Origin of the sequence: Planosporangium flavigriseum (assembly GCF_011947225.1) — a bacterium.
GTDB classification, from domain to species: Bacteria; Actinomycetota; Actinomycetes; order Mycobacteriales; family Micromonosporaceae; genus Planosporangium; species Planosporangium flavigriseum.
The window spans coordinates 41612-62653 of the sequence record NZ_JAATVW010000016.1 but is presented as its reverse complement, the minus strand read 5'-3'; the positions used below and the strand labels follow the sequence as shown (position 1 = coordinate 62653).

General features: G+C 70.8%; 21 protein-coding genes. 10 read left to right on the top strand and 11 right to left on the bottom strand.

Annotation, left to right across the window (positions count from 1 at the left end; all coding sequences use genetic code 11):
- Positions 1 to 75: 75 nt before the first annotated feature.
- Together HC028_RS20410 and HC028_RS20405 are read right to left on the bottom strand one after the other, a co-directional pair.
- Positions 76 to 1407, bottom strand: coding sequence for an MFS transporter (locus HC028_RS20410; RefSeq protein WP_168078983.1), 1332 nt, complete (start codon positions 1405 to 1407; stop codon positions 76 to 78).
- Positions 1408 to 1466: 59 nt separating this feature from the next.
- Complete coding sequence (locus tag HC028_RS20405) at positions 1467 to 1889, bottom strand: MarR family transcriptional regulator (protein WP_168078982.1); 423 nt, start codon at positions 1887 to 1889, stop codon at positions 1467 to 1469.
- Between the two features lie 185 nt (positions 1890 to 2074).
- On the opposite strand from HC028_RS20405, the gene HC028_RS20400 reads away from it, so the two are divergent.
- On the top strand, positions 2075 to 2272 hold the full coding sequence (locus tag HC028_RS20400) for a DUF2530 domain-containing protein (RefSeq protein WP_168079050.1): 198 nt from the start codon (positions 2075 to 2077) through the stop codon (positions 2270 to 2272).
- Between the two features lie 86 nt (positions 2273 to 2358).
- Here the strand turns inward: HC028_RS20400 and HC028_RS20395 are convergent, their stop codons facing one another.
- Positions 2359 to 3147 carry a DUF3027 domain-containing protein gene (locus tag HC028_RS20395; RefSeq protein ID WP_239075510.1) on the bottom strand — a complete coding sequence of 263 codons (789 nt, stop codon included), beginning with the start codon at positions 3145 to 3147 and terminating at the stop codon, positions 2359 to 2361.
- Between the two features lie 119 nt (positions 3148 to 3266).
- Between HC028_RS20395 and HC028_RS20390 the strand changes: the two genes are divergently transcribed.
- The 3 genes from HC028_RS20390 to HC028_RS20380 are packed head-to-tail and all read left to right on the top strand — an operon-like array spanning position 3267 to position 6321.
- Complete coding sequence (locus HC028_RS20390) at positions 3267 to 4850, top strand: MFS transporter (RefSeq protein ID WP_168078980.1); 1584 nt, start codon at positions 3267 to 3269, stop codon at positions 4848 to 4850.
- Positions 4847 to 5503, top strand: coding sequence for a futalosine hydrolase (locus HC028_RS20385; protein WP_168078979.1), 657 nt, complete (start codon positions 4847 to 4849; stop codon positions 5501 to 5503). The genes HC028_RS20390 and HC028_RS20385 overlap by 4 nt, the downstream gene beginning before the upstream one ends.
- Complete coding sequence (locus HC028_RS20380; protein ID WP_168078978.1) at positions 5500 to 6321, top strand: 1,4-dihydroxy-6-naphtoate synthase; 822 nt, start codon at positions 5500 to 5502, stop codon at positions 6319 to 6321. Before HC028_RS20385 ends, HC028_RS20380 begins: the two co-directional genes overlap by 4 nt.
- Before the next feature lie 54 nt (positions 6322 to 6375).
- Here HC028_RS20380 and HC028_RS20375 read toward each other — a convergent pair whose 3' ends face one another.
- The 3 genes from HC028_RS20375 to HC028_RS20365 form a co-directional block, all read right to left on the bottom strand.
- The gene (locus HC028_RS20375) at positions 6376 to 6762 is read right to left on the bottom strand and encodes a cold-shock protein (protein WP_168078977.1); all 387 of its coding nucleotides are present in this window, start codon (positions 6760 to 6762) and stop codon (positions 6376 to 6378) included.
- A gap of 71 nt (positions 6763 to 6833) precedes the next feature.
- Positions 6834 to 7478 carry an HAD family hydrolase gene (locus tag HC028_RS20370; protein ID WP_168078976.1) on the bottom strand — a complete coding sequence of 215 codons (645 nt, stop codon included), beginning with the start codon at positions 7476 to 7478 and terminating at the stop codon, positions 6834 to 6836.
- Between the two features lie 24 nt (positions 7479 to 7502).
- Complete coding sequence (locus HC028_RS20365) at positions 7503 to 7703, bottom strand: hypothetical protein (RefSeq protein ID WP_168078975.1); 201 nt, start codon at positions 7701 to 7703, stop codon at positions 7503 to 7505.
- A gap of 199 nt (positions 7704 to 7902) precedes the next feature.
- Here HC028_RS20365 and HC028_RS20360 point away from each other — a divergent pair, with 199 nt between their 5' ends.
- The gene (locus HC028_RS20360; RefSeq protein ID WP_168078974.1) at positions 7903 to 10293 is read left to right on the top strand and encodes a helicase-associated domain-containing protein; all 2391 of its coding nucleotides are present in this window, start codon (positions 7903 to 7905) and stop codon (positions 10291 to 10293) included.
- A 25-nt stretch (positions 10294 to 10318) separates the two neighbouring features.
- Here HC028_RS20360 and HC028_RS20355 read toward each other — a convergent pair whose 3' ends face one another.
- The gene (locus HC028_RS20355) at positions 10319 to 11167 is read right to left on the bottom strand and encodes a L,D-transpeptidase (protein ID WP_168078973.1); all 849 of its coding nucleotides are present in this window, start codon (positions 11165 to 11167) and stop codon (positions 10319 to 10321) included.
- Positions 11168 to 11336: 169 nt separating this feature from the next.
- Here HC028_RS20355 and HC028_RS20350 point away from each other — a divergent pair, with 169 nt between their 5' ends.
- Entirely contained in the window at positions 11337 to 12980 is a 1644-nt protein-coding gene (locus tag HC028_RS20350) for a DNA repair helicase XPB (RefSeq protein ID WP_168078972.1), read from the top strand.
- A gap of 12 nt (positions 12981 to 12992) precedes the next feature.
- Here HC028_RS20350 and HC028_RS20345 read toward each other — a convergent pair whose 3' ends face one another.
- The 3 genes from HC028_RS20345 to HC028_RS20335 all read right to left on the bottom strand — a co-directional run bounded on the left by HC028_RS20345 (position 12993) and on the right by HC028_RS20335 (position 15908).
- On the bottom strand, positions 12993 to 13460 hold the full coding sequence (locus tag HC028_RS20345; RefSeq protein WP_168078971.1) for a hypothetical protein: 468 nt from the start codon (positions 13458 to 13460) through the stop codon (positions 12993 to 12995).
- 118 nt (positions 13461 to 13578) lie between these two features.
- Positions 13579 to 14637: an aspartate-semialdehyde dehydrogenase gene (locus tag HC028_RS20340; RefSeq protein WP_168078970.1), complete on the bottom strand. Its 1059-nt coding sequence runs from the start codon at positions 14635 to 14637 to the stop codon at positions 13579 to 13581.
- Between the two features lie 5 nt (positions 14638 to 14642).
- Positions 14643 to 15908 (bottom strand): aspartate kinase, encoded by a 1266-nt coding sequence (locus HC028_RS20335; RefSeq protein WP_168078969.1) that lies wholly within the window; start codon positions 15906 to 15908, stop codon positions 14643 to 14645.
- A 163-nt stretch (positions 15909 to 16071) separates the two neighbouring features.
- Here HC028_RS20335 and HC028_RS20330 point away from each other — a divergent pair, with 163 nt between their 5' ends.
- From HC028_RS20330 to HC028_RS20315, 4 genes are all read left to right on the top strand, one after another.
- Positions 16072 to 16830 (top strand): hypothetical protein, encoded by a 759-nt coding sequence (locus tag HC028_RS20330; RefSeq protein ID WP_168078968.1) that lies wholly within the window; start codon positions 16072 to 16074, stop codon positions 16828 to 16830.
- Between the two features lie 290 nt (positions 16831 to 17120).
- The gene (gene leuA, locus HC028_RS20325) at positions 17121 to 18854 is read left to right on the top strand and encodes a 2-isopropylmalate synthase (RefSeq protein ID WP_168078967.1); all 1734 of its coding nucleotides are present in this window, start codon (positions 17121 to 17123) and stop codon (positions 18852 to 18854) included.
- Positions 18855 to 18982: 128 nt separating this feature from the next.
- Positions 18983 to 19648 carry an HNH endonuclease family protein gene (locus tag HC028_RS20320; protein WP_168079049.1) on the top strand — a complete coding sequence of 222 codons (666 nt, stop codon included), beginning with the start codon at positions 18983 to 18985 and terminating at the stop codon, positions 19646 to 19648.
- Positions 19537 to 19875: a hypothetical protein gene (locus tag HC028_RS20315; RefSeq protein ID WP_239075515.1), complete on the top strand. Its 339-nt coding sequence runs from the start codon at positions 19537 to 19539 to the stop codon at positions 19873 to 19875. The genes HC028_RS20320 and HC028_RS20315 overlap by 112 nt, the downstream gene beginning before the upstream one ends.
- Before the next feature lie 49 nt (positions 19876 to 19924).
- On the opposite strand, the gene HC028_RS20310 is transcribed toward HC028_RS20315, so the two are convergent.
- A complete protein-coding gene (locus tag HC028_RS20310) occupies positions 19925 to 21040 on the bottom strand; it encodes an ABC transporter ATP-binding protein (protein ID WP_168078965.1) in 1116 nt (371 codons plus the stop codon).
- Positions 21041 to 21042: the final 2 nt, after the last annotated feature.

Sequence of the window (21042 nt, the reverse complement as noted above, 5' to 3'; positions counted from 1 at the left end):
GCCGGTTTGCCGGAGAGTGCACAACCGCGCCACACCCCGAGGCTATGCCCGGTCGGACGTGACCTGCCAGTGCGGTCAGCGCGCCGCTGGCCGGATGGCGGGCATGCGGAAGTCGATGACACGGCCGTCGGCGGCGGGCTCCCGGACGTAGACGTGCGGGCGTGGCCGCATGTGCACGCCGATCTCCGCGTCCGCGCGGCGTAGCTGGACGACGCCCATCACGATGGCGGCCAGTACCGACGCGAGCCCGCCCAGCCACATGCCGGACCTGGGCCCGAACTGCTCGGCCGCCCAGCCGATGAGCATGGCGCCGAACGGCGTCGTACCGAGGAAGACGAGCATGTAGAGCGCCACGACCCGGCCCCGGAACTCGGGATCGGCGCCGAGCTGAATCCGCTGGTTGACCGCCTGCGCAAAATAGATCATGAAGAAGCCGGTGGGGACCAGCAGGATGATCGCCGCCAGGTAGGTGGGGGCGAACCCGACCAGCGTCTCCAACACGCCGAACACCAGGGCGGCGGTGAGCACGATGTAGATCGACGGGCGGCTGCGCCGTCCGCTGCCCGCCAGGGCGCCGCCGAGGGCGCCGAGGGCGAGCGCGGTGGAGAGCAGCCCGAACGACTGCGGACCGGCGTGGAAGACCGTGGTGGCGGTCACCGCGAGCGTGACCGGGAAGTTGAAGCCGAACAGCCCGACGATCATCACCAGCAGCATCGGGATGACGAGGTCCGGACGGTGCCAGGTGTAGCGCAGCCCGTCGATGACACGGGCATCCCGCGACGCGACCTGTCCGGGCTCCCGGCGGTACAGCTCCGCGGGGCGCATCCGGATCGAGGAGACCAGCGGGCCGACGCACATCACCGCGTTGGCTAGGAACACCGGACCGATACCGATCCAGCCGATCGCCACGCCCGCGACGGCGGGCCCGATGATGCGGGCGGAGTTGAAGGTGGCCGCCGACAGGGCGAGTGCGTTGGGCAGCAGCTCCCGGCCGACCAGCTCGGAGACGAACGACTGGCGGACGGGCCCTTCGATGGCATTGATCGTTCCGCTGACGGCGGCAACCGCGAAGACATGCCACAGCTGTACGTCGCCGGTCGCGACCAGTACGCCCAGCACGGCGGCGACCGCGGCGAACGCGGCGTTGACGACGATGAGCAACTTGCGCTTGTCGTACCGGTCGGCCATCTTGCCGCCGTAGAGCGTGAGAATCAGTACGGGTAGGAACTGCAGCGCGGTCACCGTGCCGAGCGCGGTCGGGCGGTGGTGGGACAGCTGCAGGACCAGCCAGTCCTGCGCCGTGAACTGCATCCAGACGCCGGTCAGCTTGACGAGCTGACCGGTGGCGAAGAGCCGGTAGTTCCTGACCCGTAGTGATCGAAATGTGTTGCTCAGCCGTAACCGCACGCTGGTGAGCGCCTCCTTAAGTACTCGTCCCTCGGGGCCGGCCAACTGAAACGTGTCGGTCAGGCCCTGCTTATCCGGTCGACAATGTGCGCCGCCCGCCGGAGCGTCTCCTGCTCCTCCGCGCTCAGCGTCGCGACCTGACCGCCGAGCCAGGCTTCGCGGGCCCGCCGATTCGCGGCGAGCACCGATCTACCCGACTCGGTCGTCGAGAGGACCACCTGCCGGCGGTCGGTGGGGTGCGGGAGGCGCTGAACCAACCCGCGCTCCTCCAACCTGTTGACGATCCTCGTCATGGTCGGCGGCTGCACCCGTTCGGCCTCGGCAAGCTCACGCGGTGTGAGCGCACCGGCCAGGTCCAGGCTCGTGAGCGCGGAGAACTGGCTCTGGGTCAGTTCCCCGACGGGCCTGGTCTGGCGCAGCCGGCGGGTGAGCCGATTGATCGCGTCCCGCAGCAGGGCTGCGGTCTGCTCATTCGACGCCATGCGTACCGGCACAATCGTTAGCTTAACTAATGAGCTTAGCTAAACAGTTGTATTTGTGAGGGCAGTCACGTGATCGCGCAGCTCACACCGCGTACCCTGACGCCGTGCCGACCACCGATAAGCCGCAGCCGACCGACGGCGCCCAGCCAGCGCCGCCCTCCCGGCTCGCCGCGCTCGACCCGCCGATGGTGCCGTTCGCGATCGGCGGCATGACGATATGGGCAATCGCCGGCCTCGCGCTGTTGCCGTTCCGCGACACCTTGGCGACCCACGGCCACGGTGACTGGCTGGCGATCTGCCTCGCCGGCTTTCTGTGGGGCTTCCCCGGCCTGGCCGTCATGATCAAACACGACGCCAACCGGCGGCGCCGGCACGGCGAGTAGCGGCAAACTTCCCCGGTACGTGAGGAGGGCGCCCCTCTACGGCCATAGACCGCAAGAGGGGCGCCCTCCCCCAAAAAGACGCCCGATCAGTGGACCTCTTCGACCTCACTGTCGTCGTAGACCGTTGGCAGTTCGTCCACCGGCGCATTGTTCTGCTCGGTGAGCACCTCGGAGTGGGCGCCGCACCCGTGGTCGACGCTGACGACCCGGCCGTCGTCGGCCGCGTACATGTTGGCGCAGACCCCGAAGGCCTGCCGCATCGAACCCGCGAGGGGCAGGTAGAAGCCGCAGCCACCGCAGCGGGCCGTCCGCGGCGCGGCGACCGAGATCGGCGCGTCCGGACCGTGATCGCTCTCGTACCACCGCTGCGCGGTGTCCAGCCGGCCCTCGCGCGACATCACCCGCGGCCGGCCCAGGCCGAGCTCCCAGGACACCTCCTCGACCGCCCAGTCGTCGGACTGCAGGTAACCGGGGACCAGCCGCTCGTCATCGGCGTCGGTCGGCAGGATGTCGCCGACCCCGAGATCACCCGGGCGCAGCCGCTCCTGCCACGGCACCCACTCGGGTGCGAGGAGCGCGTCCGGACCGGGCAGCAGCGCGGTTTCGGAGATCGTCACGTGCCGGCTGCGGGGAGCCCGGGTCACAGTGACGGCCCAGCGCCAGCCCCGGTAGCCGGGCAGCAGGCAATTGAAGAGGTGGGTCACCACCCGATCGCCCTCGGCGAGCGCCGACAGGTGCTCGCCGACGTGGTCGGGGTCCACCTCCGACAACGCGGAACGGGCCACGCCCACCGCGTCAGCACACGTCTGATCCAGCTTCGCCGCCCGTGCGGCACCCCTGCCAACTGCCCTTGTCACTCGAATATTCTGCCTCAACTTTCTCCACATCACGGCATCGAGCGGAAGTCGTTCATGCCATCGACGCAATCTGCCACCGGTGACATCGACGCAGAACGTAGCCTACGGGGGCCTGCGGGCGGCAGCGATGGGTCAGGATGGTGGGCATGTCGGTAGTGCGTACCCTCGGCCGCACCGCGCTGCTGGCCGCGCTCGCGACCCGGGGCCTGGCCGGGGCAGGCGCACGCACGGCGCGGTTCGTGAGCCGCAATGTGCTGGTGGCCCGGCAGCGCGGCGGCGCCGGCGAGGCGGGGATGATCCGCCTTCTCGACCTGCACGCCGCCTCCTGTGCCGGTGACACCCTCGTCGCGATCGGGCTGGCCGGCACGATCTTCTTCAGCGTGCCGGTCGGCGAGGCGCGCGGCCGGGTGGCGCTCTACCTGCTGGTCACGATGCTGCCGTTCGCGCTGCTGGCGCCAGTCGTCGGCCCGGTGCTCGACCGGTTCCGGCACGGCCGGCGATACGCGCTGGCGCTGACCATGCTCGGCCGCGCCTTCCTCGCGTACATGATCTCCGAGCACATCGGGGGGTACACGCTCTACCCGGCCGCCTTCGGCATGCTCGTGCTGTCCCGGACGTACGGGGTGGCCCGCAGCGCGGCCGTGCCCCGCGTCCTCCCGGCAGGGCTCGGCCTGTCCGCGGCCGGCGCGCGGGCCTCGGTCTTCGGCACCGTCGCCGGTGCCGTCGTCGCGCCGATCGGCCTCGCGTCGGCCGCCCTGTTCGGCCCCGCCCTGCCACTGCGCCTGTCGCTGATCGTCTTCGTGTTCGGCATGGTGGTCGCGCTCCGCCTGCCCCCGCGCGCCGACTCCCAGCCGCCCGAGGTCGTCCCCCGGGCCTTCCAACTCCCCGGCCGCAAGGGCGCCAAGGTGCTCTCCGGCCGCCTGGTCATCGCGAGCCTCGCCGGCAGCGCCACGCTCCGGGCGGCGTACGGCTTCCTGACCCTGTTCCTCGCCTTCGCGATCCGCTCACGGGACCTACCGGCCCCGTCGCTGAACCCAACCACCGCGATGGCCGTCGTCGCCGGGGCGCTCGGGCTGGGCTCGTTCCTGGCCACGGCGGTGGGCACCACCCTGCGCATCCGCCGTCCTGCGCTCCTGCAGGCCGGCGCGGTCGCCGCCGGCACGGTCGCCGCCATCGCCGCCGTCGCCGTGTACGACCTGGTCGTCGTCGCCGCGCTCTGCCTGGTCACCGCGGTTGGGAGCGGGCTGGCCAAGCTCACCGTCGACGCGGTGATCCAGGAGCGGGTCCCCGAACGGGTACGCGCGAGCGCCTTCGCCCACTCCGAGACGCTGCTGATGTTCGCCTGGGTGGCCGGGGGCGCGCTGGGGCTGATCCCGTTCCACGGCCGGCTCGGCCTGGGGATCCTCGCGGCCCTGCTGGTGCTCGCGCTGGCCCGGGCGGTGCTGGCCGCCGGGCGGCTGCGCAAGGACCGCCTGAACGGTTCACCGGCGCCGGAAGAGTCGCCCACGGCACCCGTGCCGGCCACTCCCGCAGCGCCGCCCGCGCCGGCAGCGGAGCGGACGGTACGGGCGGATCCGACGACCACCCGCACGGGCGGTCCCGAGCCCGAAACGAGCCCGACGCGCGTTCTCGTAGAGTCCGAGGCGGACCCGCCGGCCGGATACCACCTCTACCGGCCGTCCGGTACCGATCCGACCTTCGACCTCAAGGACGACTCGTGAACTTTCTCGGCCACCGTCGGGTCCTCGTCGTCACCGCGGTCGAGCCCGAGCGGCAGGCGGTGCTGCGAGGGCTCAGCGGGGCCGGCGTCGCGGCGGAGAGCGCCGTCATGGTCGAGGCCGGCGGCGTCGGTTCGGCTGCGGCTGCTGCCGCAACCGCACGGGTACTCGCACTGGGGCGCTTCGACGCGGTGCTGTCGGCCGGTATCGGCGGCGGCATCGGTGTCCCGATCGGTGGCACGACCGTCGCGACCGCCAGCATCGCGGCGGATCTCGGCGCGGACTCGCCGGACGGGTTCATCGGCCTCGACGAACTCGGCTTCGGCACGGCCACCCTCGCCACCGACCCGGAGCTGGTCGCTGCCGTCACCGCAGCCGTACCGCACGTGGCCACCGGGCCGGTGCTGACCGTCTCGACGGTCACGGGCACCCTCGCCGGTACCCGCGACTTGACTGCCCGGTATCCGGACGCGGTGGCCGAGGCGATGGAGGGCTTCGGCGTCGCGACGGCAGCGGCGCAGGCAGGCGTGCCATTCGTCGAGCTACGGACGATATCGAACCCGGTCGGTCCGCGTGATCGCGACGCCTGGCGGATCGGCGACGCCCTGGAGGGGTTAAGTGAAGCATTCACCTGCCTGGCAAAGTTGACGCCGTGACGCTCTCTCTCGCGATCTCCCCCTGCCCGAATGACACGTTCGTCTTCCACGCGCTCGTGCACGGTCTGGTACCGGACGCGCCACCGATGGACGTGACGTACGCGGACGTCGACGTCACCAACACGTCCGCGGCGAAGGGCAAGTACGACCTGGTGAAGGTGAGCTACGCCGCGCTGCCGTGGCTGCTGGACAAGTACGCCCTGCTGCCCTGCGGTGGGGCGCTCGGGCGCGGCTGCGGCCCGCTGGTCGTGGTACGCGACCCGGAGGCGACGCCGAACCTCGCCGGACGCACCGTGGCCGTGCCGGGCGACCGCACCACCGCGTACCTGTTGATGCGGCTGTGGGCGGCCGACACCCCGCCGGCGAAGGTCAAGATCGTGCCGTTCCACGAGATCATGCCCGGGGTGGCCGCCGGCAAGTACGACGCCGGGCTGGTCATCCACGAGGCCCGGTTCACGTACTCCAAGCACGGCCTGCACGCGCTGGCCGACCTGGGTGAGTGGTGGGAGCGCGACACCGGGCTGCCGATCCCCCTCGGCGCGATTCTCGCCCGCCGCGGCACCGTCGACCCGGACCAGGCCGCGGAGTGGGTACGCGCATCGGTGCACGCCGCTTGGAACGACCCGGAGGCGACCCAGGAGTACGTGCTGGCCCATGCCCAGGAGTTGGAGCCGGCGGTGGCGAGCCAGCACATCGCCCTGTACGTCAACGACTTCACCGCGAACCTGGGCGACGAAGGATACGCCGCGGTGGAGGCGCTCCTCAACCGCGCGGCCGCCGCGGGCCTCACGCCGCCGCTGCCCACGCCGCTGCGCTGAGTGCACGACTGAGGCCGCCGGCGACCGCAGCGCGCCGGCGACCTCAGTACGCCATCAGATTTCGAGTTCGCGGGCGACCGCGTGCACGACCTCCGCGACCGTGCGGGAGGCCTTCTTGTCCGGGAAACGGCCGCGCCGTAGGTCGGGCTGCACCTTCGCCTCGAGAACCTTGATCATGTCCTCGATGAGTCCGTGCAGCTCCTCGGGCGGGCGCCGGCGCAGCTCCGCCATGGACGGCGGGGCCTCGAGCAGCTTCACCTGCAGCGCCTGGTTGCCCTTACGGCTCTCCACGACGCCGAACTCGACCCGCTGGCCCGTCTTCAGGTCAGCCACGCCGTGCGGCAGGGCGGCCTTGTGCACGAACACGTCGCCACCCTCGTCACGGGTCAGGAAACCGAAGCCCTTGTCCGTGTCGTACCACTTCACACGCCCCGTCGGCACCGCTCGCCCTCAACTTCTGATTAGAAGGGACAACCGTTCGCCCGTCGCCAGACCGGGCTTCCGAGATAAGGCTATCCAGTCGCGCCCAGGCGTCCAACCGAGATCCCGACAGCCGACCACCACGCCGGAAAGCCCCTCAGGTCCGGCAGCACGGTAGCCGCCCCGGCCGCCCTGAGCGCGTCGTCGTCGCACGGTCCGGTCAGCACGCCCACGCCGACCGTGTCCGCCGAGCGGGCCGCGGCCATGTCCGCGGTGTGGTCGCCGACGTAGACGCTCGCGCCGTACTCCCGCAGGGCTGCCGCCTTGCCGTCGGCCCAGGCGTCGCCGACGAGCACGTCCGCGGCCAGGGCGAGATGCTCGAGGTGCAGTCGCGCCAGCTCGGCCCGCTTGGCGGTGACGACGATGACCCGGCCACCCGCCGCATGCACCGCCGCGAGCGCCTCGGCGGCGCCGGGCAGCGGCAGGGTCGGCTCGATCGCGTGACCCGGATAGAACGACCGGTAGAGGTCCACCGCCTCGTCGATCCGGTCCGGCGGGAACCAGTTGGTCATCTCGTGGACCAGCGGCGGCCCCAGCCGGCTCACCACGGCATCCACGTCGATGTACACGCCCGTGTGTGCCGCCACCGCCCGGTAGGTCGCCCCGATCCCCGGCCGACTGTCGATCAGCGTCATGTCGAGGTCGAACCCGACGGTCAGGCGTTCAGGCGAGGACATCGGACGCGCTATCGACGGCGGGGCTCAGTGACCCTCGGCCCAGGGGTTCTCCGTCGGATGCAGGTAGACGAGCGAGCTGACCGGCAACGGGAAGGTCAGGTCGTCACCGAACGGCGAGTTGGAGGCCGGCCGGTCGGACGTGAACTCGGTGACCGGGAGGTGCCCCGGCTTCACGACGTGGGCACGGGAGGACGTGGAGTCCTTGGAAACCGCCGAAGAAGCCATCTCGATCCTTTCAACGCAAGCCCGGGTAGTTTGCCATGACCTACGCCGCCGGATCGGACCCACCACCCGCAACGGTGACGCCGCGGACCTCGTCCAGGCTCTGATGAGGCTCAAATCACATGCCCACACGGCCGCCGGGAAGCACCGACATCGTCGCCATCCGACGCAGGTCCGCGCCGGCCGGATAGCGTAATTGACGATGGCTGCCACACTCGCCGACCACCTGCGCTCGCTGCCCGACCAAGAACTGGCCGCGCTCATCGCGCTGCGTTCGGACCTCGTCATGCCCGTGCCCGGGGACATCTCGGCGCTCGCCGTACGCGCCCAGTCACGGCTGTCGGTCGCGCGTGCCCTCGACGGGCTCGACCGGTTCACCCTCGAAGTGCTCGACGCGGTGCGGGTCTCCCGCGCCCCGGACACGGCGACCACCTCCGTCGAGGCGGTCCTGCTACTGACCGGCGAGGGCGGCGTGGACCAGTCCCGCGTACGCGAGGCGCTCGGCCGGTTGCGCGCGCTCTCGGTCATCTACGGCTCCGACGCCAGCCTGCACGTCGCAGCCGGCGTGGACGAGATGTGCTCCCCGTACCCGTCCGGCCTGGGCCGGCCCGCCGCGGACCTCGACGCCGACGCGGCGGCCCTGGTCGCGGACGCCGCCGGGCTGCGGCGCACGGTGCTGGCCGCGCCCCCGGCGGCCCGAGCGGTCCTCGACCGGCTCGCCGCCGGCCCGCCGATCGGGACGGTCAGCCGCTCGGCGCTGACCGACCCCGCAGCCGACTCGCCCGTGGGCTGGCTGGTCGCCCATCACCTGCTCGTACCGACCGCCGACGATGCCGTCGAACTGCCCCGGGAGGTGTCCCTGCTGCTGCGCCGGGACGTCGGGCCGCTCGGCGCGATGCAGCCGGAGCCGCCGACGGTCGAAGCGCCCGTACGCGAGATCTCGGCGGTCGACCGGGCCGGCGCCGGGCAGGCGATGGAGGTCGTACGCCAGACCGAAGCGCTCGCCGAGGCGCTCGCCGCCGAACCCGCGCCCATCCTCCGCTCCGGCGGCGTGGGCGTACGCGAACTGCGCCGGCTGGCCCGCGCGGTCGGGCTGACCGAGCCGATCGCCGCGCTGCTGTTGGAGGTCGCGCATGCGGCCGGCCTGCTCGGCGAGTCGGGCGGCGAGACCGGTGACGTGGTGGTCCTGCCGGCCGCCGGGTACGACACGTGGCGAATCACCTCGCTCGGGCAGCGGTGGGCCCGGCTCGCCCGCGCCTGGCTGCTCATGTCCCGGCTGCCGAGCCTGGTCGGCCAGCGGGACGACCGGGACCGGCTGCTACCCGCGCTCTCCGCCGACATCGAACGGGTCGGCGCGCCCGGGCAGCGCCGGGCCATCCTGGGCGTACTCGCAGACCTGCCGCCCGGCACGGCGCCGACCGCCGAGGACGTCCGGACTGTCCTGGTCTGGCAGGCTCCGCGCCGGATGGGTCGCGGCGCGACGTCGGCCGGGTACGACGCGGCCGTGACCGAGGCCGCCACGCTCGGATTGACCGGGCTCGGCGCGCTCACCTCGTACGCCCGGTCGCTGGTCGCCGAGGTGGCAGCCGCCGAGCAGATCGATCCGGACTCCGATCCGCTCGGCCTGACCCCGGAGCCGCCGGCGTCGGCGGCGGTCGAGGCGCTCGACGCGCTGCTGCCGGCGCCGGTCGACCATGTCCTGGTACAGGCGGACCTGACCGTCGTCGTCCCCGGGCCGCCGGAGCCGGCGCTCGCGGGCGAGTTGGCGCTGGTCGCCGACGCCGAGTCGGCCAGCGTGTACCGGGTCACGGCCGACTCGGTCCGCCGGGCGCTGGACAGCGGGTACGTGGCGGCCGACCTCCACGCGCTGTTCGCGCGGCGCTCCCGTACGCCCGTGCCGCAGGCGCTGGCCTACCTGATCGACGACGTGTCGCGGCGCCACGGTGGCCTGCGCGTCGGGTCGGCCGGGGCCTATCTGCGCGGCGACGACGAGGCGCTGCTGGCCGAGGTGCTCGCCGACCGGCGCCTGTCCATGCTCAGCCTGCGGCGGCTGGCTCCGACGGTGCTGATCACGCCATACGCGCCCGGCCGGCTGCTGGCCGCGCTGCGGGAGGCGGGGTACTCGCCGGTACCTGAGGACGCCACCGGCACGGCCGTACTGACGCAACCGCGCTCCCCACGCGCCTCGGCCCGCCCGGTGGGCCCACCTCGGCGGGTCGAGGACCCGATGACCGCGCCGCGGCTCACCACCGCCCGGCTGGCCGGCATCGTGGAGCAGCTACGCCGCGGGGATGCCGCGACGCGCGCCGCCCGCCGAGCCCCGGTGACCGTACGGGCGAACGGCGGGACGGCCGGGCTGTCCGGCGCGCAGGCACACACCCAGGCCATGGCCGTACTGCAGCAGGCGCTACGGGACAAGGCGCGGGTGTGGGTGGGTTACGTCGACGCGCACGGAGCGACCAACTCGCGCCTGGTGCGGCCGGTGTCGATGGGTGCCGGGTACCTGCGCGCCGAGGACGAGCGCACCGAGATGCTGCACACGTTCGCGCTGCACCGCATCACGGCCGCGGTCCCGGAGGAGACCTCTACCTGATGATCCCGGGACGGGCGGGAGAAGATCAGGTGCCGGGGCGGTTGCCGAAGACCTTGACGGTCGTACCGACGCCCGCTGTGCTCCACAGCGCCACCGCGTCGGCGTGCAGCAGGTTGACGCAGCCGTGCGAGCCGAGCGAGCCGTCATGGATGTACGTGGTCGTCTCGTGGAACCCGATGCCGCCGTTGAACGCTTGCCAGTACGGCAGCCAGACCTTGTAGGGCACCGACCATTCCCGCTTCGCCCGCCGGAAGATCTCGTACGTGCCGGTCGGGGTCTGGTAGCCGCCGCGCATGCCGGTACGCACGACCGTCGGCCCCCACACGACGGCCCCGTCGCGCACAGCCCACGCCGTCTGCTGGGTCAGGTCGATGCAGATCGTCAGCGCCGGGCCCTTGACCCGGCACTTGGCCTGCTCGGCGGCCTCCAGGCTGGCGGCCAGCCGCCGGGCCACCGCCGCCGTCGTGGGACCGGCCCGACCGGCGGCCGGGCTGATTCCGTACCTGGTCTGGAACTTTTTGACCACTTCGCAGTCGGCCACCGTCTGGACCCCGTCGACGGTGATCGACCTGTACCCGTCGATCCTGGCCAACGCGGATTCGACCTCGGTCTGACTGTCCCCGCCCTGACACTCGGCCGGGACCGGAGGCTCCGGCGAGGGGGTGGGCTCCGGCGAGGGGGTGGCCACTGTCGAAGGAGTGGGGCCGGGGGACGTGCCCACCCCCGTTGTGTCGGCCCCGGCGGCCGGCGGTAGCGGCTGCTGGGCGACGGCCGCCCGGGCCGACCCGAACACGTACGCCCCGGCTCCCACCGTGACGGTCACGGCGATCACCGCGAGCGTGATCGCCATCCAGGGCTTGCGCCTCCGCGCCATCTGTTCCTCCCCGTGACCGTCATGACTAATGACGCCCATGCCCCGGTCCGAGGTTGCTCCGCAGCAAGGACTTCTTGTCGACATCGGCAGCCGCTGACCCGCCATTACGGATCTCTGGCACCGGGCGTCCCGTGCCACACTGGAACGTCTGTCTGCAACGGAGGACCCCTTGACCGACGGCCCATTGATCGTCCAGTCCGACAAGACCCTGCTCCTCGAGATCGACCACCCGGACGCCCAGGCCTGCCGGATGGCTATCGCACCGTTCGCGGAGCTGGAACGCTCGCCGGAGCACGTGCACACCTACCGGCTGACCCCGCTGGGGCTCTGGAACGCCCGCGCCGCGGGCCACGACGCCGAGAGCGTCGTCGACACGTTGCTGCGCTTCTCGCGCTACCCGGTGCCGCACGCGCTGCTGGTCGATGTCGCCGAGACGATGGACCGGTACGGCCGGCTGCAGCTGGTCAACCACCCGAACCACGGCCTGGTGCTGCAGGCGTCCGACCGGGCGGTGCTCGTCGAGGTCGCCAAGTCCAAGAAGCTCGCCGGCATGCTGGGCGCCCGCCTTGATCAGGACACGATCGTGGTCCACCCGTCCGAACGCGGGCGGCTCAAGCAGGCCCTGCTCAAGCTGGGCTGGCCGGCCGAAGACCTGGCCGGGTACGTCGACGGCGAGGCGCACTCCATCGACCTCGCCGAAGACGGCTGGAAGCTGCGGTCGTACCAGCGGGAGGCGGTCGACTCGTTCTGGGCCGGCGGCTCCGGCGTGGTCGTACTGCCGTGTGGCGCGGGCAAGACCATGGTCGGCGCCGGCGCGATGGCGGAGGCCAAGGCGACGACCCTGATCCTGGTGACCAACACCGTCGCCGGTCACCAGTGGAAGCGCGAGCTCCTCGCGCGCACCTCGCTGACCGAGGACGAGATCGGCGAGTACTCCGGGGAGCGCAAGGAGATCCGGCCGGTCACCATCGCGACCTACCAGGTGCTGACCTCCCGGCGCGGCGGCGCGTTCACCCACCTGGATCTCTTCAGCGCCCGCGACTGGGGCCTGGTCATCTACGACGAGGTGCACCTGCTGCCCGCGCCCATCTTCCGCTTCACCGCCGACCTGCAGGCCCGCCGCCGGCTCGGCCTCACCGCCACGCTCGTACGGGAGGACGGCCGCGAAGGTGACGTGTTCAGCCTTATCGGCCCGAAGCGCTACGACGCCCCGTGGAAGGACATCGAGGCACAGGGCTGGATCGCGCCGGCTTCGTGTACCGAGGTGCGGGTGACGCTAGCCGAGGACGAGCGGATGGCGTACGCGACCGCCGAGCCCGAGGCGCGCTACCGGTTCGCCGCGACGGCACCGGCGAAGCTGCCAGTGGTCAAGGCGCTGGTCGACAAGCACGCCGGTGAGCAGGTCCTCGTCATCGGCGCCTACATCGACCAGTTGCACGAGCTCGGCGAGTACCTGGAGGCGCCCGTCGTACAGGGTTCGACGACGACGAAGGAGCGCGAGCGGCTGTTCGACGCGTTCCGGTCGGGTGAGCTCTCCACGCTGGTGATCTCGCGGGTCGGCAACTTCTCGATCGACCTGCCGGAGGCGGCGGTGGCGATCCAGGTGTCGGGCACGTACGGCTCCCGGCAGGAGGAGGCGCAGCGGCTGGGCCGGGTGCTCCGGCCGAAGGCCGACGGCCGGCAGGCGCACTTCTACACGGTCGTCGCGCGCGACACCATCGACACCGAGTACGCGGCCCACCGGCAGCGGTTCCTCGCGGAGCAGGGCTACGCGTACAACATCGTCGACGCCGACGACGTGCTGTCCGCCTGACGCGCACCGTAACTACCCCCGCTTGGGGCTGTCGGTGTAAGCCGGCATCTCGACGCCGGCGCCGGCACAGCCGGCATGCAGGTTCTGCAGGTGGGTGACCCGGGGGGTGTGGGCGAAGTAACCGCCGGCACGCAGCATCGCCAGGGTCTTCTCGTCCACGGCGGTAGCGCCGACCGCATCGCGAATAGCGGGCGTGGTGGCAGCGGCGGCCCGCCCGGAGACGAGGAGCGAAACGCTCGCCTTGTCTTCGTTTTGGCCGGTGTACGGGCTGCGCAGGTCGCCACGTAGCCAGGTTGCGAGCATGCCGCAGGCCTCGGCGCCCTGCTCGTCACGGGCAGCGAGCTTGTCGAGGCCGCTCTGCTTGGGCCACAGCGCCACGACAGCGGCGGCTGCGACGGCCACCGACACAGCGGCGATCGAGAAGGGCAGCCATAGCTTTCGGCGTTGAACAGCGGCCGTCGATGTCTCCACCTGAGTCATGCGGCTGACAGTACGGCTCGGATCAACAGCGTGTCATCCATCAAAATGGAAGAGCACCAATATCGCACGGTCTGTAGCGGGGTCGGCCACAGCCGGCGACCTGGCGCGGCGGCACGTGCTAGCGGCTGAGCTCGGCCGCCAGCAGTTCGGCGATCTGCGCGGTGTTCAGGGCGGCGCCCTTGCGCAGGTTGTCGCCCGTCACGAACAGGTCGAGCGCGCGCGGGTCGTCCAGCGAGCGGCGGATCCGCCCCACCCAGGACGGGTCGGTGCCCACCGCGTCGATCGGCATCGGGAACTCCTCTGCCGCCGGGTCGTCAACGAGGATCACGCCGGGCGCGTGGCGCAGCGCCTCGCGCGCACCCTCGGCGTCGACCTCGGTACCGAACACCGCGTGCACCGCGACCGAGTGGCCGGTCACCACGGGCACCCGTACGCAGGTGGCAGAGACCTTCAGGTCGGGCAGGCCGAGGATCTTGCGCGACTCGTTGCGCATCTTCAGCTCTTCGCTCGACCAGCCGCCGTCACGCAGCGACCCGGCCCACGGGACCACGTTCAGCGCCAGCGGCGCCGGGAACGGGCCGAGGTCGTCGCCGACCGCCTGGCGCACGTCGCCCGAGCGGGAGCCGAGCGCACGATCCCCGCTGACCTTGTCGATCTGTCCCAGCAGGGTGTCGATGCCGACCTGGCCGGCACCCGACACCGCCTGGTAGCTGGCGAGCACCAGCTCCTTGAGCCCGTACTCGCGGTGCAGCGGCGCGATCGCGACGATCATCGCGAGCGTGGTGCAGTTGGCGTTGGCGATGATGCCCTTCGGCCGGCTGCGCACCTGCCCCGGGTTGATCTCGGGGACCACCAACGGGACGTCCGGGTCCATCCTGAAAGCGCCGGAGTTGTCCACGGCGACCGCGCCGTACTTGGTCGCGATCGGAGCCCACTCCGCCGCCACCTCGTCCGGCACGTCGAACATGGCGACGTCGACGCCCTCGAACACCTCCGGCGACAGGGCCCGGACCGTCAGCTCCTCACCGCGGACCACGATCGTCCTGCCTGCCGAACGCTCCGACGCGACAAGCCGGATCTCGCCCCACAGGTTCTTGCGCGAGGACAACAGCTCGCACATGACGGTGCCGACCGCGCCGGTCGCCCCGACCACGGCCAGGGTGGGCAGCCCGGGCATGGGAGCTACCTCCCGGTCCCGGCGTAGACGACCGCCTCCTCTTCACCGCCCAGCTCGAATGCGTCGTGGATAGCGCGGACAGCGACGTCGAGGTCGCTGTCGCGGCACACCACGGAGACGCGGATCTCCGACGTCGAGATCATCTCGATGTTGACCCCGGCGTCGGCCATCGCCGCGAAGAGCGTGGCCGCCACGCCCGGGTGCGATCGCATGCCCGCACCGATGAGCGAGACCTTGCCGATGTGGTCGTCGTAGAGAAGGCCCTTGAAGCCGATCTTCTCCTGGACCTTGCCCAGCGCGGCCATGGCCGTTGGGCCGTCGGCCTTGGGCAGCGTGAAGGAGATGTCGGTGCGCCCGGTGGCCTCGGTCGACACGTTCTGCACGATCATGTCGATGTTGCTGTCGGCGCTCGCGACCGTCTCGAAGACGCGCGCGGCGACGCCCGGCTCGTCCGGTACGCCGACGATCGTGATCTTCGCCTCGCTCCGATCGTGGGCGACACCAGTGATCATTGCCTGTTCCACGGGAACGTCCTCCATCGCGCCGGTGACCATCGTGCCTGGGTTGTTCGAGTACGAGGAGCGCACATGGATCGGAATCCCGAACCGACGCGCGTACTCCACACAGCGAAGCATGAGCACCTTGGCGCCGCACGCCGCCAGCTCGAGCATCTCCTCGTAGGTGATTTGCTTGATGTGCCGGGCGTTCGGCACGATCCGCGGATCGGCGGTGAAGACGCCGTCGACGTCGGTGTAGATCTCGCAGACGTCGGCCTTCAGCGCCGCGGCGAGCGCGACAGCCGTCGTGTCGCTGCCGCCCCGCCCGAGCGTGGTGATGTCCTTGGTGTCCTGGGAGACGCCCTGGAAGCCGGCCACGATGGCGATCGCGCCCTCGTCGAGCGCGCCGCGCAGGCGCCCCGGCGTGACGTCGATGATGCGGGCCTTGCCGTGCGTCGACGTGGTCAGCACGCCGGCCTGTGAGCCCGTGTACGAGCGGGCCTCGTACCCCAGGTTGTGGATCGCCATGGCCAGCAGCGCCATGGAGATCCGCTCGCCGGAGGTGAGCAGCATGTCCAGTTCGCGGCCGGGTGGGAGCGGACTGACCTGATGGGCCAGATCGAGCAGTTCGTCGGTCGTGTCACCCATCGCCGAGACGACCGCCACGACCTCGTTACCGGCCTTACGGGCGGCGACGATGCGCTCGGCCACGCGCTTGATGCGCTCGGCGGTTGCCACTGAGGAGCCACCGTACTTCTGGACAACCAGCGCCACGTCGGTCAATTCCCTTCACACGTGCCAACGCCGCCGGTGGTCTCCCTCCGCGGTGAGGACAGGCCGGCGGCGCATGTGGGACCCCATGAGCGTACCGGCGTACCCTAAACCGCCGGGAGTGGCGTTCCCACCATCCTCCCGATAAACCCGCCAGAATGGCGCGATGCGTAGCCTCAAGGCTTCGATCCCCGTACTGGCACTCGCGGCGTTCACCGCCTCCGGCTGCGCCGGTTCGTCGGCCCCGCCCGTGGCCACCACCGCCGAGCAGTCGTCCCAGTCGACGGCCCCGCTGGACGCGCGTACCCAACTGGCCGGCCTGGTGGCCGCGGCCAAGGACCACCGGTTCACCGCCGGGTACTCGTTGCAGCAGGCCGGGCGCCCCGCGCGGACCGTGACCGTCACACTCGCCGCCGACGGCGCCTGGCGCGTCGACGTGCCGGGTGGCGCGCTGGGCGGCCAGGCCGACATCGCGCTCGTCAGCAACCGGAGCGGCCTCTTCCAGTGCCGTACGTCCGGCGCGGGTGCCGCCTGTGTGAAAGCCCCGGACGCGTCGTTCCCGGGCTGGGCGGACCCGCAGGTGCAGCACCCGTTCGTGGACTGGCTCGACCCCCTGACCGACCGCCAGTCACCGATCTCGGTCGCCACCGCCCCGCCACTGACCGGAGCGCGGGGCTCGTGCTTCTCGGTCGAGGCCAACACGGTGGCGATCGCCGCACCGGTCGATGCGGGGAGCTACTGCTACGACGTGGACGGCACGTTGACGGCGGCGAAGGCCGCCTTCGGGACGCTCTTGCTCACCACGCCGGTGACGCCGGGCCCTCCGACCATCGCGCTACCCGCACCCGTCACCGCCGGACCGCTGCTGCCGACCGCCGCGCCGCCACCCGCGCCGGCCACGTCCGCCTCCCCGTCCACGAAGTAGTGTTCTCACTATTTGGACCGCAATCCCATTTCACACCTGATCGAACGCCCTGACCAGGGCGTACGTCACTAACAAGCATTGGCTGTTCCCCTGACGTCGACGTCAGGCGTGATGTACCGTGTCAATCGTCATGTGGCAGGCGCTTCTTCTTCCGTGCCGCGACGAGGCCCCATCCGGCCGGCACCTCGTCGCGGAGTGCACGCGCGCCACCGCCTAAGAGCGCCGAGCGCAGCCGGTCGATCCCCTCTCACGGATCGTCCCTTTCGCCATGACCGCAGGAGCAAGCTCAAATGCCTGACCATGTTTCCACCAGTGTCGACCCATTCGGACGCCAGCGACCCAGCCGGATGCCGGTCCACCGCTACACGCCGTACCACGAACAGTTCGCCGTCGATCTTCCGGACCGGCAGTGGCCGTCCCGCCACATCGAGAAGGCGCCGCGCTGGTGCGCGGTCGACCTGCGCGACGGCAACCAGGCGCTCATCGACCCGATGTCGGTCGAGCGCAAGCGGCGAATGTTCGGTCTGCTCGTCGCGATGGGATACAAGGAGATCGAGGTCGGCTTCCCGGCTGCCAGCCAGACCGACTACGACTTCGTACGCCTGCTCATCGAGCAGGACCTGATCCCGGACGACGTCACGATCCAGGTGCTGGTGCAGTGCCGCGACCACCTCATCGAGCGCACCTTCGAATCGCTGCGCGGCGCGAAGCGCGCGATCGTGCACTTCTACAACTCCACCTCGACCCTGCAGCGGCGGGTCGTGTTCGGCCTCGACAAGGCCGGCATCACCGACATCGCGACGAGCGGCGCGCGGCTGTGCCAGAAGTACGCCGAGGCGCTCACCCCGGACACCGAGATCCTGTACGAGTACTCCCCCGAGTCGTACACCGGCACCGAACTGGACTACGCCCTGGAGGTGTGCAGCGCCGTCATCGACGTGCTGCAGCCCACGCCGGACCGTCCGCTCATCGTCAACCTGCCGGCGACCGTCGAGATGGCCACGCCCAACGTGTACGCCGACTCGATCGAATGGATGTCCCGTAACCTCCCCCGGCGCGACTCGGTCATCCTGTCGCTGCACCCCCACAACGACCGGGGCACCGCCGTGGCCGCCACCGAGCTCGGCCTGCTGGCCGGCGCCGACCGGGTCGAGGGCTGCCTGTTCGGCAACGGTGAGCGCACCGGCAACGTCGACCTGGTCACGCTGGGGCTGAACATGTTCAGCCAGGGCATCGACCCGCGGATCGACTTCTCCGACATCGACGAGATCAAGCGAACCGTCGAGTACTGCAACCAGCTGCCCGTCCACGAGCGCCACCCGTACGCCGGCGACCTGGTCTACACCGCCTTCTCCGGCTCGCACCAGGACGCCATCAAGAAGGGCCTGGAGTTCCTGGAGCGCGACGCGGCCGCCGCCGGTGTACCCGTCGACGAATTCACCTGGGGCGTCCCTTACCTGCCGCTCGACCCGAAGGACGTCGGCCGCTCGTACGAGGCCGTCATCCGGGTCAACTCGCAGTCCGGCAAGGGTGGCGTCGCGTACATCATGAAGGCCGAGCACCACCTCGACCTGCCGCGACGCCTGCAGATCGAATTCTCCGGCGTCGTCCAGCGGCACACCGACGACGAGGGCGGCGAGGTCGGCCCGCAGGAGATGTGGGACATCTTCGCCGCCGAGTACCTGCGGCCGGGCCCGCTGGCGCTGCGCGACTACCGCAGCGCGACCGTGGATGACAAGGTCGAGGTCTCCGTGGTCATCGAGCTGAACGGCGCGCGCCACGAACTCGACGGCCGCGGCAACGGACCGATCGAGGCGTTCGTGAACGCGCTGTCCGCGGTGGACCTCGACGTGCGGGTGCTCGACTACGCCGAGCACGCCCTGACCGCCGGGGAGAACGCGCAGGCCGCCGCGTACGTGGAGTGCTCCGTCGGCGGCCAGACGTACTGGGGCGTCGGGGTGGACCCGAACATCCTCACCGCCTCGCTGCGCGCCGTGGTGAGCGCCGTGAACCGGGGCGTCTGATCCCACTCAGGAAATGTCCGGCCGGCCCGCGCGGGCCGGCCGGACATTTCATGGCGATCAACAAGTGTCGAAGTTGTGACGAATACTGCGCCGTGCCGTGCTGGTAGGGGCACGGGCGCATCATCCACATTAGCGGTGTGCGTACCCCTCGTCTCCTCGCCGCGGTGCTGGCCCTCGGCACCGCGCTGTCGGCCAGCGGCTGTGTTCAGGCCAGTTCCGGAACCAGCCCCAGCACCGACCCGTCCCGCGCCCAACACGAACTCGACGGGCTGACCGTCGCGACATCCCAGTCCATGGCCGGGTACAGCCGCGACCGCTTCCCGCACTGGAGCCAGCAAGGCAACGGCTGCGACACCCGGGAATTCGTCCTCAAACGGGACGGCAAGTCGGTAAATGTCAACCAGAACTGCCGCATCACGAGTGGACAGTGGCACAGCCGCTACGACAACAAGACCGTCAACGACGCCAGCGCGCTCGACATCGACCATATGGTCCCGCTCGCGAACGCCTGGCGCTCCGGCGCCAACTCCTGGAGCGACGACAAGCGGTCGCAGTTCGCCAACGACATCACCCGCCCGCAACTGTTCGCCGTTTCATCGAGCGTCAACAGGGCAAAAGGTGATCAGGACCCGTCACAGTGGAAGCCTCCGTACCGCGGGTACTGGTGCCAGTACGCCCAGGACTGGGTCACCGTGAAGCGGTACTGGCAGTTGACGGTGACCGAGACGGAAAAGAAGGCTCTCGTCGATATGTTGGGGACATGCCAGTGGCAGAGCAGCGGACAACCGACGTAACGGCCGGACCGGGCGGCGTCATGACCGACGAGGTCGGCGTCGTGACCGGCGAGCTGACCCTGCGTACGGAACTCGACGACGGCGGCAACGTCGTGCTGCGGGTGCAGTACAAGGACGCGGCGGAGTGGTACACGGCCACCGGCGCCAAGACCAGGTTGACCGACCCGGCGGACCTCGACGCGGTGCACAGCATCGCCGTCGCGCTGCTCAACCGCCCCGAGGGCTGACATGAAAGAAGGGGCACCCCGCACGGGGTGCCCCTTCTTTCATGTCGCGTTACAGCGCCGGTTCAGCGGTGTTGTCCGGCGGGATCTCGGCCGCCGCCTGCTGGGCCGCCATGCGCCCCTGCGGGGTGCGCTCGGCCTCCTCTACCGGGAAGTGGCAGGCCACCCGGTGGCCGCTGGCCAGTTCGCGCAGCGGCGGAACCTCCTGGGCGCACTTGTCCTGCGCCTTCCAGCAGCGGGTACGGAACCGGCAGCCCGACGGCGGGTCGATGGGGCTGGGGACGTCACCGGTGAGCAGCACCCGCTCCCGCTGGGCGCGGTCCCGCCGGGCCGGGTCGGGTACCGGAACCGCCGACAGCAGCGCCAGCGTGTACGGGTGGAACGGGGTGGCGTACAGGGCGTCCCGGTCGGCGATCTCGACGATCTTGCCCAGGTACATCACCGCGACCCGGTCGGAGATGTGCTTGACCACCGACAGGTCGTGCGCGATGAACATGTACGTGAGGTTCAGTTCGCGCTGTAGGTCGTCGAGCAGGTTGACGACCTGGGCCTGGATCGATACATCGAGCGCCGACACCGGCTCGTCGCAGACGATGAGCTTCGGCCGCAGTGCGAGGGCCCGGGCGATGCCGATGCGCTGACGCTGGCCGCCGGAGAACTCGTGCGGGTACCGGTTGTAGTGCTCCGGGTTGAGCCCGACAAGCTCCAGCAGGTCCTGTACCGCCCGCTTGATGCCCTGCGGCGTCGGGATCTTCTGTACCCGCAGCGGCGCGCCCACGATCGTGCCGACCGTGTGCCGGGGGTTCAGCGACGAGTACGGGTCCTGGAAGATCATCTGTACGTCGCGCCGCAGGTCACGCATTGCGCCCGTCGACAGGTGGGTGATGTCGCGCCCCTCAAACGTGATCTTCCCGCCGGTCGGCTCCAGCAACCGGGTGACCAGCCGGCCAGTGGTCGACTTGCCGCAGCCGGACTCGCCCACCACGCCGAGCGTCTCGCCGGCGCGGATCGAGAAGTCGACCCCGTCGACGGCGTGCACCGCGCCGACCTTGCGCCGGACGAACGCGCCGCGGGTGATCGGGAAGTGCTTCTCCAGGCCGCTGACTTCGAGCAGGTTGTCTGTTGCCGGGCGGGTCGCGGTGCGCTCGGTCTGGGTACTGCTAGCCACAG

Bases quoted from the DNA above. Each gene is read 5' to 3' on its own strand.
- HC028_RS20355 (WP_168078973.1), bottom strand. From the start codon at position 11,167: ATGGCGCGGAGGCGCAAGCCCTGGATGGCGATCACGCTCGCGGTGATC.
- HC028_RS20340 (WP_168078970.1), bottom strand. From the start codon at position 14,637: ATGCCCGGGCTGCCCACCCTGGCCGTGGTCGGGGCGACCGGCGCGGTC.
- HC028_RS20405 (WP_168078982.1), bottom strand. From the start codon at position 1,889: ATGGCGTCGAATGAGCAGACCGCAGCCCTGCTGCGGGACGCGATCAAT.
- HC028_RS20360 (WP_168078974.1), top strand. From the start codon at position 7,903: ATGGCTGCCACACTCGCCGACCACCTGCGCTCGCTGCCCGACCAAGAA.
- HC028_RS20390 (WP_168078980.1), top strand. From the start codon at position 3,267: ATGGTGGGCATGTCGGTAGTGCGTACCCTCGGCCGCACCGCGCTGCTG.
- HC028_RS20400 (WP_168079050.1), top strand. From the start codon at position 2,075: ATGGTGCCGTTCGCGATCGGCGGCATGACGATATGGGCAATCGCCGGC.
- HC028_RS20330 (WP_168078968.1), top strand. From the start codon at position 16,072: ATGCGTAGCCTCAAGGCTTCGATCCCCGTACTGGCACTCGCGGCGTTC.
- HC028_RS20365 (WP_168078975.1), bottom strand. From the start codon at position 7,703: ATGGCTTCTTCGGCGGTTTCCAAGGACTCCACGTCCTCCCGTGCCCAC.
- leuA (WP_168078967.1), top strand. From the start codon at position 17,121: ATGCCTGACCATGTTTCCACCAGTGTCGACCCATTCGGACGCCAGCGA.
- HC028_RS20345 (WP_168078971.1), bottom strand. From the start codon at position 13,460: ATGACTCAGGTGGAGACATCGACGGCCGCTGTTCAACGCCGAAAGCTA.
- HC028_RS20370 (WP_168078976.1), bottom strand. From the start codon at position 7,478: ATGTCCTCGCCTGAACGCCTGACCGTCGGGTTCGACCTCGACATGACG.